Origin of the sequence: Prescottella subtropica (genome assembly GCF_005434945.1) — a bacterium.
GTDB classification, from domain to species: Bacteria; Actinomycetota; Actinomycetes; order Mycobacteriales; family Mycobacteriaceae; genus Prescottella; species Prescottella subtropica.
The window spans coordinates 14,220-26,650 of sequence record NZ_SKCH01000005.1 but is presented as its reverse complement, the minus strand read 5'-3'; the positions used below and the strand labels follow the sequence as shown (position 1 = coordinate 26,650).

Here is a 12,431-nt window from a genome sequence, read left to right as displayed (position 1 = left end):
CTCCTCAGTCCGGGTGCACCGGATGCTTTCGGCACTGCCGAGGACATCCGGTGCACGCGACACAACTGCACGCGATACAACTAGGCCCAGACGAATCTCGGCCACGATCACATTCCGATGCGGATCAGCACACCGACACGGCATTGCGTTCCCCTCGACCGTACCCTGAGAGTGACGGTGCGTGTAGGTGGACAGGCCGTGCGGCGATCCGCGAAATCCCGCGAGGGACTCCGGAAGTCAGCTTCCGGAGACCGCGCGGTATCCGTCGGCGTCCAGTGTCCCGGCGAGCGCCTCGTCCAGCGCCGCCTCGGACTCCATCTCGAGGTCGACGAGCCAGCCACCGGCGTACGGATCGCTGTTGACCAGTTCCGGGCTTCCGTCCAGGTCCGCGTTGACCGCGACGACCTTCGACGTCAGCGGCGCGAAGATGTCGGACACGCTCTTGGTGGACTCCACCTCGCCGAACGAGTCGCCCGCGGCCACGGCATCGCCCTCGGCCGGCAGCTGCACGAACACGACGTCGCCGAGCTGCGACTGCGCGAAGTCGGTGATGCCCACCCGCACGGTCGTCGGACCCGTCCGTCGCACCCATTCGTGCTCTGCCGTGTAACGCAGATCGGCGGGGGTTGCGAGCTCACTCACGGTGGCGTCCTTTCGGAAACGACCCGGGAAACGGGCCGAAAGAAGATCAGTTTGCGGGTCGAGCGTATTGACGCGGTGCGACGTCCCGCAAGGCGGACACGGTGACCTGCGCGGATTGTTCGATCTGCAGGCTGCCGCCGGCGCGGGCGACGGTGTCGACGACGCCTCCGGGAATGTTGAGGGCCGCGGCGAGCGTCGGCGGGTCGCCGATGGCGACGATCCGGAACGGGGCGGCGACCTTCCGGCCGTCGACGACGACGTTGCCGGACGTGCCGGTGAACCACGAGTCGACGCCGATCCGCACCGGTGCGGTGTCTCCACCGGTGCCGGCATCGGTCGTGCCGCCGAACTCGATCGCCTCGGCTCCCGCGGCGCGCAGTTCCTGCACCAGATCCAGCAGCACCTCCGACCCCACCGCGTGCCCGGGGTCGGCGGCGGTGAGCACCACGCCCGGCCCGGTTGCCGCGACGGCCCCCACCTGGACGGACAGCGCCGCCAGCCGGGTCCGGGCCTCGTCGAGCGCAGCACCGCTGCCGCCACCCGCCTCGAGTTTCGACAGTGTCTGCTCCAGCCCGGTGATCTCCTGCCGCAGTGCGGCCTCGCGCTGGTTCAGGTTGCCGAGCACCGTGAGGAGGTCCGCGGGGCGCGCCGAGTCGAGGTTGTCACCGGAGCCGGTACTGGTGACCTGGGTGACGATCCCGACACCGAGTGCCGCCATGAGCAGCACCGCCAGCAGACCGAAACCGAGCCGGCCGCGGGTCCGGTTCACCGCCGGTGCGGGCATCTCGTGCCGGCCGTCGCCGTCCCCCATGCCCGTCACGCCCCGAACAGCCTGCGGCGCAACGCGGCCGCGTTACCGAAGATGCGGATACCGAGGACGACGATGATCGCGGTCGAGAGTTGCGTGCCGACCCCGAGTTGGTCACCGAGCCACACCAGCAGGGCCGCGACGAGGACGTTGAACACGAACGACACGACGAACACCTTGGCGTCGAAGATCTCGTCGAGGTAGGCACGCAGCCCGCCGAAGACCGCGTCGAGGGCGGCGACCACCGCGATCGGCAGGTACGGTGCCGCCGCGTCGGGCACCTGCGGGCTGAACACGATCCCGATCGCGATGCCCGCGACGAGCGCGAGCACCCCGTAGAGCGCGTTGCCGCTCCTACCTGTCGTCGTCTGTGTCACGATCCCCCCGTTTCCTGTGCGTACCGTGCGTCTCGGCCCGTCGCAGCGGGCAGTTGCAGCGTGTCGGCGGCGGACAATGCGAACCCGACGCCGTAGAAGTCGCGGACCGCGGCCATCCGCAGGTAGGCGTCGCTCACCACGAATCCGGTTTCGAGTGCTCTCGGCGCACCGATCGCCTCCACCCGGTAGGGCGACGGCACCGGTTGATTGTCGACCAGCATCGCGCCGCCCGCCTGCCGGATCGTGACGCCGGGTCCGATCCGGACACCGCCGACGGCGACGGCCTCGGCACCCGACGCCCACAGCGCGTTGACGACGGACTGCAGGTCGCGGTCGAGGACCCCGGTGCGTGCGGCCCCGGCGGCGCGCTGCGACGAATCGGTCAGGTCGGGTCGGGCGGTCGGGTCGGTCAGCGTGACCACCAGTCCGGGACCGGTCATCGACTCGGTCGCGGCGGCCGATTCGAGTGTGCGCAACCGGTCGAGCACGCGTGTGCCCTCCGCGTCACCGGTGAGGACCCGCGCCCGCAGGTCCTCGACGCGGACGACCAGATCGTCCCGGCCGGCGGTGAGGGCCCGTCCTGCCTCCTCGGCGGCGCGCACCTTGCTCAGCATCTCGGCGCGGGTGCGGTCCACGTCGGAAGCGGACGACGACGCCTGCGCGTACGCGGTCCCGAGCACCGCGCCGACGAGGACCGCTCCGACCACCGGCCAGGCACCGGCACCCCATCGGGTCGGCTTCACGTGCCCACGGCGGCGGTCCTCGGCCGCGGCGGCGTAACCGGGATCGAGGTGATCGTTCATGAGCGACTTCAGCAGCGACGGAACCGGGTTCCGTCGCACGCGCCGCACCTGCCGGTCGGCTCGCCGCAGGTCCGTCACGGCCCGCCCCGCGCCGCGAGCGGCGGCACCGTCCGGGCGACACCGGCCGCCTTCGCGACGTAGATACCGGCGGTCCACACGTACAGCGCGGTCCCCCACACCAGCAGTGCGTAGCCCGCCGTGTGCGCGGCGGCCGCGACGGCCCAGTCCATCTGTGCGGCGAGCAGCAGCGGCATCGCGAACATCAGCGCGAACGTCGCGGCCTTGCCCAGGTACACGACCTCCGGCGGCGGGAGTCCGCGCCGGCGGTAGATCGGCAATGTCAACGCGAGGAGCAGATCCCGGCCGACGAGGATCGCGGCGACCCACCACGGGACGATGCCGCGCACCACGAACGCGATCAGTGTCGTGATCACGTACAGCCGGTCGACGAGCGGGTCGAGGATCGCGCCGAGCCGCGACATCTGGTTCAGCAGGCGGGCGAGTTTGCCGTCGGCCCAGTCGGTGAAACCGCTGAGCATCAGGATCGCGAGTGCCCACCCGTCGGCCTGTGGGCCGAGCAGCAGGTACAGGAACACCGGGACGCCGGCGAGCCGGATCAGGCTGAGCAGGTTCGGGATCGTCACGATGCGATCGGTCGGCGCCACGCTCTCGGGGATGCCCGGCCGCCCCTGTTCCACCGCGTCCACCCGTGTTCCTCTCGGTACCCGAAAACTGTCCGTCGTGCCGGTGGTCAGCTTGTCACAGACCGGTCTGCGGCCGGTTCACCGCCATGCGAACCTCGGCTGCGCCAGGTCCGCGACGCGGGTGGGCCGGCCGTGCAGGACCACCTCGCAGAACTGGTGGATGACGGCACCGGTGGGTGCGTGGATATGATCGCCGCGGAAAGCCCACCGCGCCAGCAGTTCCGACGGATCCGGCGAGCCGGGGACCGGCGCGTACTCGGTCGGCACGTCCAGTTCGTCGAGCGGCACCGCGAACACGTGCGCCACCTCGGCCGGGTTGGGGACGACGTCGTCGACGCGCAGGCCGGTCCACACCACGAACGGGGACATCACGTACCCGGAGCGGGTGACGTAGTCGTCGAGCCGGCCGAGCACGTTCTCGGCGTCGACCACGACGCCGAGTTCCTCGTGCAGTTCCCGCAGCGCCGCGTCGCGGGCGCTCTCCCCGTCGTCGAGGCGGCCGCCGGGCAGCGCGAACTGGCCGGCGTGGGCGCGCATGGTCGCCGGGCGCATCGTCAGCGGGAACACCGGGACGCCGTCGGCGCCGCGCATCACCGCGATCACGACGGCGGCCGCCCGCCGGTCACCCACCGGGACGGTGCGCGCGTCGAATCGTGCCAGCGCCGCCGCGATGTCGCCGCGGGTGCGCCGGACCGTGTCCGTCATCGCCACCTCCGATATCCGATGTCACTGCTATCCGATGCCGCTGCTACCCGATGCCACTGTCGGACCGCCGTGGCACCGATCTTCGACGCATCATCGTCGTGTCGCCCCGGAATCGCCACCGCAGTGCTGGTGCGGCATGATTTCTTCCGTGACCCGCTCCATCCGGTTCGGCCTGGCCGCCGCGCTCTCCCTCACGCTCCCGGTCCTGGCCGGATGCAGCAGTACCCCCACCGACGGCGAGCCCGTGGTGATCGCCCGATCCACCCACGAGCCGCCGACGACGACGCACCGTGCCCCGGTCACTCCGGCACCGGTCCGCCCGTCCGCGGTCGCGTCGAGTGCGCCGGCTGCGGTCCCGGAACCGGCTGCCGCGGTACCCGAGGTGAGCGACGATCTCGGCACCGAGGATCTGCTGTTCCTGTCGTACATCACCGAGTTCACGCTCCTGGCGAAGCCGGAGAGCGACCAGATCCGGTTGGGGCTGTCGATGTGCAACGCGCTCTACCGCGGGCAGAGCGCACCCGAGGTGGTCACCGAGTACCGCGGGGAGGGCGTCTTCTCGCCCGCCGAGATCGACAACGCCCTCGGCGCGGCGACGTCCGCGTACTGCCCCGAATTCGACGGGGCCACCCGGTGAGCCGCGATACGGATCCGGCCCTCGGCTACGACGAGATGCGCCGCCTGCTGGGGCTGCCGGACATGTCCGAGCCGGAGCCGCCGCAGCCCATCGGGTACGCGGAGATGCGTCGTATCCTGGGTCTGCCCGATCTCGAGCCGCACCGGCCCCCGCAGTGGGCGGTCCGCCGGATCACCGTCGGCAGCGACGCCGGCCGCTGGGGTGTGTGGCGGACGGCCGACAGCGATGCGGGCGGCGACCTCGTCGGCACCCACCCCACGTGGCGGGACGCGATCGCCTCGGTCGAGAACGAGTCCTGACCGAGGCGTCGCACCCGGTCTAGATGCAATGCCGCGCAGTTAGGGATTGGCCTGACAGGTCAAGCGACTGCGAGCCGTGACGCTGGGCGTGTCGTGAGATAGGCAACGGAACTCCTGGTAATGAGGTTTTGTCCGCCAAAGACAAGCCCCACCAGGAGTTCCGTTGTCCGTTCAGTCTGTCATCAAACACGAGTCGGTGGTAGCCACCGGGCCGTTCGCGCCGGGACATCTCGGTGAGTTGACGCAGATCGTGCCATTCGAGATGGTCGATGCCGCACTCGAGTCGGCGAGAGCGACACAGGCTCGATTGCGGGAGTTGCCGTCGCGAGTCGTGGTCTACCTGTTGTTGTCCGCGTGCCTGTTCCCCGATATCGGCTATACCCGCGTGTGGGCGAAGCTGACCGCGGGCCTCACCGGTGCGGTGGCTCATCCGGGTTCCTCGGCATTGTCGCAGGCCCGCCTGCGCATCGGCGCCGCACCGCTGCGAGAGTTGTTCAGCCTGGTCAAGGGCCCCAGGCCCGGTGCCGCTCGGTGGCGAGGACTGTTGGTGTGCGCGATCGACGGAACCTCGATGTTCGTGCCCGACACGGTCGCCAACCTCGGCGTCTACCACCGTCAAACCGGGGGCCCGCGCGGCGACTCGGGCTACCCGATGGTGCGCATGCTCGCCGTGGTGGCGTGCGGCACCCGCACCATCGTCGATGCCGTGTTCGGCACCTACGGTGTTTCCGAGATCGCCTATGCACCAAAACTGTTCGGATGCCTACGCGATGGCATGCTGTTGTTGGCCGACCGTAACTTCGCCGTCGCCTCGTTGGTTGAGCAGATCGTGGACGTCAAGGCCGACCTGCTCATCCGCTGCAAGAGCAACCGCAAGCTTCCCTCCATCGAACAGTTGCCCGACGGGTCCTGGCTCGCCCCGATCGGCACGGTGGTCGTCCGCGTCATCGATGCCGAGATTGTGATCACCCCGAAAGGCAGCACGCCCCGCACCTGCCGATACCGGCTGATCACCACCCTCAGTGATCATCGCCGTTACCCGGCATCGGAGCTGGTTCGGCTGTATCACCAGCGATGGGAGATCGAGACGACCTACCTGGAGTTGAAGTCGACCATTCTCGGTGACGCGATGTTACGGGCCCGTACCCCGGCCGGGGTCACCCAGGAGGTCTACGCGCTGTTGACCACTTACCAGGCGTTGCGTATCGCGATCGCCGACGCGACGACCGGGACGGACATCCCACCGCTGCGCGCGAGCTTCACCGTTGCCCTCACCACCGCCCGCGACCTGGTGGTACTCGCGTCGGGCGTGATTGCCGGCACCACCGTCGATCTGGTCGGCAAGATCGGCCGCGCAGTCCTGGCCGACCTCAATCCTGTACGCCGAGCACGTGATTGTCCTCGCGTGGTCAAGAGAGCGATCTCCAAACATCGAGCCAAAGGCGATGTCGACCGCACGAACTATCCCGCGGTCGACATCGCCATCCATGTACTCAAACCGTCGGATTGGACAGACGGTCGATACCCCTAACTGCGCGGCATTGGGTCTAGATGTCGGCCGCGGCCTTCCACGCCGAGTGGATCGCGCCCTCGATGTAGTCGACGGAGCCGGCGTCACCGACGACGCGGACGTCGACCCCCGACGCGGTGAGCGCGTCGGCGAGTGGTGCGGCCGCGGACACGCCGGTCGCGACGACGACCATCGACGCGGGCACGGACAGGGTTTCGCCGCCGGCCCGGAACTCGACGGTCTTGCGGGTGATGCGCTCGAGGGTCGCGCCGCGGTGGATGTTCACGCCGACCTCGCGGGCGTGCTTGACAGCGGTCCAGCGGCGCGGCATGGCCATCGGGACACCGAGCTGCTTGCCTTCCTCGATGAGGGTGACGCGACTGCCGCGTTCGGCGAGGAACTCGGCCAGTTCGAGGCCGACGAGGGAGCCTCCGACGACGACGACGTTGCGGCTCATCGGCAGGAACTTCAGGAACCTGCGGCTCAGGTCGCGGATCGTGGCCGGGCTCTTGGTGATGCCGAGGAGCCCGGCGGCCTTCGCCATGATCCGCAGCAGCGGCGACTGGTCGGACACGTCGCCGGCCCCGGTCATCAGGGCACGCATCGAGTCGCCGGTGTGCACGTGCGGCAGGGTGCCGCCGGGCACGCTCGGCCGCTCCCGGACGGCGCCGGTCGCGACGACGACGGTGTCGGGGGCGAGCGCCGCGACGACCGCCGGGGTGGCGGTGGTGTTCAGCCGGACGTCGATGCCCAGCCGGGTGACCTCACCGGTCAGCCAGTCCAGGAGCCGCTCGTTGTCGGGGGTGGTCAGCGTCGAGAACCACAGAGTGCCGCCGACGCGATCGGTCTTCTCGAGGACCGTCACCCGGTGGCCGCGTTCGGCGGCGATGCGGGCCGATTCGAGTCCGCCCGGGCCGGAGCCGACGACGACGACGTGCTTGCGGGCCTCGATCTTCGGGAACGGCAGCAGGGTCTCGTTGCCGAGTGTCGGGTTGACGGCACACAGCGGGGTGTCGTCCCAGAAGTTCTCCTGCACGCACACGTAGCAGTTGATGCACGGGCGGACCCGTTCGGCGGACCCGGCCTTCAGCTTGTTCACCAGGTCCGGGTCGGCGAGCAGCTGGCGGCCCATCGCGACGAAGTCGGTGCGGCCCTGCGCGATCATCGTCTCGCCGACCTCGGGGAGCATGCGGCCGACGGTGATGACGGGGATCGTCACGGCACGCTTGATGACGGCCGCGTTGTCGGTGTAGTAGCCGACGGTGTTCGGCAGCGGGCCGTCGGTGAAGTTCGCGAACGCGTTGAGCGCGGTGCCGGTGACGTGGATCGCGTCGGCGCCGGCCTTCTCCAGCAGTACTGCGGCAGCAGCCGATTCGTCGGCGGTCATGCCGTTCGTCTCGCCGTACTCCTGACCGGCCAGGCGCACGATGACGGCGAGGTCGTCGCCGACCGCGTCCTTGACGGCGCGCACGACCTCGCAGGCGAGCCGGGCCCGGTTCTCCAGCGATCCGCCGTACTCGTCGGTGCGCTGGTTCGAGTAGCGGCTCAGGAAGCCGCCGAGCACGTAGTTGTGGGCGCAGTGGATCTCGACGGCATCGATCCCGGCCTTGCGGACCCGCTCGGCGGCCTCCGCGAACACCCGCACGAGCCACGCCAGGTCCTCGTGCGTCGCCTCGTGGTACGACGCCTTCTTGCCGCCCTGGATCTCGGCCATCTTCCCGAGTTCCTCAGGGGTGCAGTCGATCATGGCGCTCATGTCGCTCGGCGGCGTCGGCGGCGACGGCACCAGCATCGCGCGACCCTCGAGGGTGTCGATGCGGGCCACCCGGCCGTGATGCGTCATCTGCACGCACAGCTTGCTGCCGGCGTCGTGGACGGCGTCGGCGAGCGCCTTCAACCCGGGAATGAACCGGTCCTCCGACAGCCCCGGCTCCTTGAGGCTCGTCGACCCGGTCGGGTAGGCGACCGCGCAGCACCCGGTGATGATGAGGCCGGTGCCGCCGGCGGCACGCGCCACGAAGTGGTCGATGTCCCCCTGGTGGATCTCGCCGTCCTCGCACAGGTTCATGTCCATGGCGGGCAGGACGACCCGGTTGTCGAGGGTGATCGGGCCGATGGTGCCCGGGGCGAGCAAATGAGGGAAAGTCTGGGGCTGAATCGTCGTCACACCCGAAAGCTAGTGAGCACCAACGACCGCATGTCGTATTTTCCCGCTCAACGAGACAGAACCGATGCTTTCGGCCCTACAGCGCGAAACCGTCACCGGCGTTGCACTCGACGATCGTGTACGTCGGGTACCGCTCCCCCGCCCGGTGCGCCACGAACCGCACCCGGACACCCGACTCGTTACTACGCTTGCCGACGACCCGCGCCAGGCACCAGTCGCCGCTGTCGAGCGCGATCATCGTCTTCCGTCCCCGGCGCAACATCTCGGATCGTCCTCTCGCTTCCCGCCTCGTCGACTTCAGTCTCGTCGATTGCTATGTCCAGCCTGCCGTGTCGAGCGTTACACGGGGACGGCACAACTACCTGTTCGACTACCCGACTTCCCGCGGCGAGGTACCCGTACATACGAAAGAACCCGGATGAAGCAGTGCTTCATCCGGGTTCCTCACGGTCGGGCTGACAGGATTTGAACCTGCGACCACTTGACCCCCAGTCAAGTGCGCTACCAAGCTGCGCCACAGCCCGTCCACACCCTCGTTCGGGCGCCTCAGAAGATTACAACAGCATCGCGGGGGAAAGCGAATCGGCTGGCCAGGAGGCTATTTCGAGGGCGGGACGGGCTGGCGTCACTTCTTCTTGCGGTCCCGCTTCTCGCGCACCCGCACCGAGATGCGGACGGGGCTGCCGTCGAAGCCGAACTCCTCACGCAGCCGCCGCTCGAGGAAGCGGCGGTAGCCGGCCTCGAGGAAGCCGGTGGTGAACAGCACGAACGTCGGCGGGCGGGTACCCGCCTGGGTGGCGAACATGATCCGCGGCAGGCGGCCGCCACGCATCGGAGGCGGGGTCGCGGCGACGACCTCCTTGAGCCAGTTGTTGAGTCGGCCGGTGGGGATGCGCTTGTCCCACGAGTCGAGTGCCGTCTCGATCGCCGGCACCAGCTTCTGGACGGCGCGACCGGTGTGTGCGGAGATGTTGACGCGCTGCGCCCACGGCACCCGCACGAGTTCGCGGTCGATCTCCTTCTCCAGCATGAGCCGCCGGTCCTCGTCGACGAGGTCCCACTTGTTGAACGCGAGCACCAGCGCACGTCCCGCGTCGGACACCATCGACAGCACCCGCAGGTCCTGTTCGGTGATCGGCACGGATCCGTCGATCAGCATGATCGCGACCTCGGCGGCCTCGATCGCCGACTTGGTGCGCAGCGACGCGTAGAACTCGTGGCCGCTGGCGTGGCTGACCTTCTTGCGCAGGCCGGCGGTGTCGATGAACTTCCACACCTTGCCGCCGAGTTCGACGAGCGAGTCGACCGGGTCGACGGTGGTGCCGGCGACGTCGTGCACGACGGACCGTTCGTCCCCGGACAGCTTGTTGAGCAGGCTGGACTTGCCGACGTTCGGCTTGCCGACCAGCGCGACACGACGCGGTCCGCTGCCGCCGGTGCCCTCGCGCGGGGTTTCCGGCATCACCCGCAGCAGCTCGTCGAGCAGGTCACCGGTGCCGCGGCCGTGGGTGGCGGACACCATGTACGGCTCGCCCAGGCCCAGCGACCACAGTGCGGCGGCCTCGGCCTCCGTGCGGGTGTCGTCGACCTTGTTGGCGACGAGGATGACCGGCGTCTTGGAGCGGCGCAGTACCTTCACGGCCGCCTCGTCGGTGCCGGTGGCGCCGACGACGGCGTCGACGACCAGCAGGATCGCGTCGGCGGTGCGCATCGCCTGCTCGGCCTGCCGGGCCACCGACTGCTGCAGTCCCTTGGCGTCGGGTTCCCAGCCGCCGGTGTCCTGCACCATGAACCGGCGTCCGGCCCACGACGCGTCGTACGACACCCGGTCGCGGGTGACGCCCGGGAAGTCCTCGACGACGGCCTCACGGCGGCCGATGATCCGGTTGACCAGCGTCGACTTGCCGACGTTGGGTCGGCCGACGACCGCCACGGTGGGAACCGCGATGTGTTCCTCGTCGTCGCCTCCGTCGAGGAAGTCGGCGAGCTCCCAGTCGGATTCCTCGTTCCAGATACCGTCGCCGGCGTACCCGCCGCCGGATGTTGCCTCACTTGCGAAATCGTCGGTCACTGCACTGCTCCCGTTCGTTCACCGATCACGAGCAGCACACTGCCGATCACGTCGTCGATACCCAGTTCACTCGTGTCCACCGTCACCGAATCGTCGGCCGGACGCAGCGGAGAGACCGCGCGGGTGGAGTCGAGGTGGTCGCGGCGCTGTACGTCGGCGAGGACGGCTGCGACGTCGTCGCCCCGGCCCTCGGCGATGTTCTGGGTGTTGCGCCGCTGCGCCCGCGCCTCCGCGGACGCGGTCAGGAAGATCTTGGCGTCCGCGTCCGGGAGGACGACGGTGCCGATGTCGCGGCCCTCGACGACGATCCGACCGGCCTGGCCGGCGATCCGCCGTTGCAGGTCCACCAGGAACGTGCGCACCTCCGGGACCGCGGACACGGCCGACACGGCCTGCGTCACGGCGGCGCCGCGGATCTCGGCGGTGACGTCCTCACCGTCGAGTCGGACACCGTCCGCGAGCGGGTCGGTGCCGATCGTCAACGGCAGCGACGCCGTCGCGCGGGCGATCGCCGCGGGGTCACCGAGGTCGGTGCCGCGGCGCAGCACGTGCAGGGTCGCGATCCGGTACATCGCGCCGGTGTCGAGGTAGCGGGCGCCCAGCGCGGTCGCCACCCGGCGGGACACGCTGGACTTGCCGGTTCCCGACGGCCCGTCGATCGCGACGACGAGCGGTCCGCCCGTCACTGCGGTCACAGGCCGACCGCCCCGTAGAGGCCACCGACCTCGTGCCGGCCCAGCGCCCGCAGGGTGCCGGGACGCCCGTCGCCGAGCGCGACGACACCGATGTCGGTGCGGACGAGCCGGACCACCGGATGCCCGACGGCGTCGAGGAGACGGCGGACGATGTGCTTGCGGCCCTCGTGCAGCACCAGCTTCACCAGCGACTTGCCGCCGTTGACGTCGAGGAGCGCGAACGCGTCGACCTTCGCGGGGCCGTCGTCGAGTTCGACACCGGCCTTGAGGGTCTTGCCGAGACCGCGGTCGACGACACCCTGCACGGTCGCCAGGTACGTCTTCGGCACCTCGAACGACGGGTGCATCAGCCGGTGCGCGAGGTCACCGTCGTTGGTGAGCAGGATCAGGCCCTCGGTGTCGGCGTCGAGACGCCCGACGTGGAACAGGCGCTGACCGGCGGTGACCCGCTCGGAGACGATGTCGCCGATGCACGGGCGGCCGAGGTCGTCGGACATCGTGGACTGCCAGCCGCGCGGCTTGTTCAGCGCGAGGTGCACGAGATCCTTCTTGACGACGACGCGGGTGCCGTCGACCCGGACGACCGCGTTCTCCGGGTCGACGCGCAGACCCTGCTCGCGGACGATCCGGCCGTCGACCTCGACGCGGCCCTGGTCGATGAGTTCCTCGGCGGCGCGGCGGGACGCGACACCGGCCTGCGCGAGCACCTTCTGCAGCCGGATGCCGTCGCCCTTCATCGGCGCGAGATCCCGGTCGGCCTCGGTGTACTGGTGCTTCGCCGGCTTGGCGTTGCTGATCATGGGGGCGGCCTGCGCCTGCGCGGTGCGCTGCGGCTTGGCGGCCTTCGGCTTGCCGCGCTTGTTCAGCGCCGGCGTGGTGGTCGCGCCACGGTGGGGGCGCTTGGCGCCCTGCGCGGGCTTGCCGGCAGAACCACCCTTGGCCTTGGCGGGCTGCCTCTTGTTTCGGTCCGGTGTGCCATCACGGCGAGCGGGCTTGTTCACTTGTCGATCCCT

General features: G+C 69.7%; 14 protein-coding genes and 1 tRNA gene. 3 read left to right on the top strand and 12 right to left on the bottom strand.

The features are described 5' to 3' along the window. Positions 1 to 237: 237 nt before the first annotated feature. The 6 genes from gcvH to E0497_RS07195 all read right to left on the bottom strand — a co-directional run bounded on the left by gcvH (position 238) and on the right by E0497_RS07195 (position 4,039). Complete coding sequence (gene gcvH, locus E0497_RS07220) at positions 238 to 642, bottom strand: glycine cleavage system protein GcvH (RefSeq protein ID WP_137724118.1); 405 nt, start codon at positions 640 to 642, stop codon at positions 238 to 240. Between the two features lie 46 nt (positions 643 to 688). Further along, positions 689 to 1,453 carry a DUF881 domain-containing protein gene (locus tag E0497_RS07215; RefSeq protein WP_137724239.1) on the bottom strand — a complete coding sequence of 255 codons (765 nt, stop codon included), beginning with the start codon at positions 1,451 to 1,453 and terminating at the stop codon, positions 689 to 691. A 5-nt stretch (positions 1,454 to 1,458) separates the two neighbouring features. After that, a complete protein-coding gene (locus tag E0497_RS07210) occupies positions 1,459 to 1,827 on the bottom strand; it encodes a small basic family protein (protein ID WP_137724117.1) in 369 nt (122 codons plus the stop codon). Continuing rightward, positions 1,824 to 2,630: a DUF881 domain-containing protein gene (locus E0497_RS07205; protein WP_137724238.1), complete on the bottom strand. Its 807-nt coding sequence runs from the start codon at positions 2,628 to 2,630 to the stop codon at positions 1,824 to 1,826. Before E0497_RS07205 ends, E0497_RS07210 begins: the two co-directional genes overlap by 4 nt. Positions 2,631 to 2,704: 74 nt before the next feature. Next, the gene (clsA, locus tag E0497_RS07200; protein WP_241665765.1) at positions 2,705 to 3,337 is read right to left on the bottom strand and encodes a cardiolipin synthase ClsA; all 633 of its coding nucleotides are present in this window, start codon (positions 3,335 to 3,337) and stop codon (positions 2,705 to 2,707) included. A gap of 75 nt (positions 3,338 to 3,412) precedes the next feature. Next, positions 3,413 to 4,039, bottom strand: coding sequence for an NUDIX hydrolase (locus tag E0497_RS07195; RefSeq protein WP_137724116.1), 627 nt, complete (start codon positions 4,037 to 4,039; stop codon positions 3,413 to 3,415). Positions 4,040 to 4,187: 148 nt separating this feature from the next. Here E0497_RS07195 and E0497_RS07190 point away from each other — a divergent pair, with 148 nt between their 5' ends. The 3 genes from E0497_RS07190 to E0497_RS07180 all read left to right on the top strand — a co-directional run bounded on the left by E0497_RS07190 (position 4,188) and on the right by E0497_RS07180 (position 6,506). Then, positions 4,188 to 4,676 (top strand): DUF732 domain-containing protein, encoded by a 489-nt coding sequence (locus E0497_RS07190; protein ID WP_241665764.1) that lies wholly within the window; start codon positions 4,188 to 4,190, stop codon positions 4,674 to 4,676. Beyond that, complete coding sequence (locus E0497_RS07185; protein ID WP_137724114.1) at positions 4,673 to 4,975, top strand: hypothetical protein; 303 nt, start codon at positions 4,673 to 4,675, stop codon at positions 4,973 to 4,975. Before E0497_RS07190 ends, E0497_RS07185 begins: the two co-directional genes overlap by 4 nt. Before the next feature lie 163 nt (positions 4,976 to 5,138). Continuing rightward, complete coding sequence (locus tag E0497_RS07180) at positions 5,139 to 6,506, top strand: IS4 family transposase (protein ID WP_206663627.1); 1,368 nt, start codon at positions 5,139 to 5,141, stop codon at positions 6,504 to 6,506. 16 nt (positions 6,507 to 6,522) lie between these two features. Here E0497_RS07180 and E0497_RS07175 read toward each other — a convergent pair whose 3' ends face one another. From E0497_RS07175 to E0497_RS07150, 6 genes are all read right to left on the bottom strand, one after another. After that, the gene (locus E0497_RS07175) at positions 6,523 to 8,652 is read right to left on the bottom strand and encodes an oxidoreductase (RefSeq protein ID WP_137724113.1); all 2,130 of its coding nucleotides are present in this window, start codon (positions 8,650 to 8,652) and stop codon (positions 6,523 to 6,525) included. A 76-nt stretch (positions 8,653 to 8,728) separates the two neighbouring features. Beyond that, complete coding sequence (locus E0497_RS07170) at positions 8,729 to 8,914, bottom strand: enoyl-CoA hydratase (protein ID WP_137724112.1); 186 nt, start codon at positions 8,912 to 8,914, stop codon at positions 8,729 to 8,731. A 188-nt stretch (positions 8,915 to 9,102) separates the two neighbouring features. Then, positions 9,103 to 9,176: transfer RNA gene (locus E0497_RS07165), tRNA-Pro, on the bottom strand. Between the two features lie 101 nt (positions 9,177 to 9,277). Next, complete coding sequence (gene der / locus E0497_RS07160) at positions 9,278 to 10,723, bottom strand: ribosome biogenesis GTPase Der (RefSeq protein ID WP_137724111.1); 1,446 nt, start codon at positions 10,721 to 10,723, stop codon at positions 9,278 to 9,280. Continuing rightward, complete coding sequence (gene cmk, locus E0497_RS07155) at positions 10,720 to 11,409, bottom strand: (d)CMP kinase (RefSeq protein WP_137724235.1); 690 nt, start codon at positions 11,407 to 11,409, stop codon at positions 10,720 to 10,722. The genes der and cmk overlap by 4 nt, the downstream gene beginning before the upstream one ends. Positions 11,410 to 11,414: 5 nt before the next feature. After that, a complete protein-coding gene (locus tag E0497_RS07150) occupies positions 11,415 to 12,419 on the bottom strand; it encodes a pseudouridine synthase (protein WP_137724110.1) in 1,005 nt (334 codons plus the stop codon). Positions 12,420 to 12,431: the final 12 nt, after the last annotated feature.

Excerpts from the sequence above, each read along its gene's own strand:
- E0497_RS07195 (WP_137724116.1), bottom strand. The coding sequence starts at position 4,039 with ATGACGGACACGGTCCGGCGCACCCGCGGCGACATCGCGGCGGCGCTG.
- E0497_RS07170 (WP_137724112.1), bottom strand. The coding sequence starts at position 8,914 with ATGTTGCGCCGGGGACGGAAGACGATGATCGCGCTCGACAGCGGCGAC.
- E0497_RS07215 (WP_137724239.1), bottom strand. The coding sequence starts at position 1,453 with ATGGGGGACGGCGACGGCCGGCACGAGATGCCCGCACCGGCGGTGAAC.
- E0497_RS07205 (WP_137724238.1), bottom strand. The coding sequence starts at position 2,630 with ATGAACGATCACCTCGATCCCGGTTACGCCGCCGCGGCCGAGGACCGC.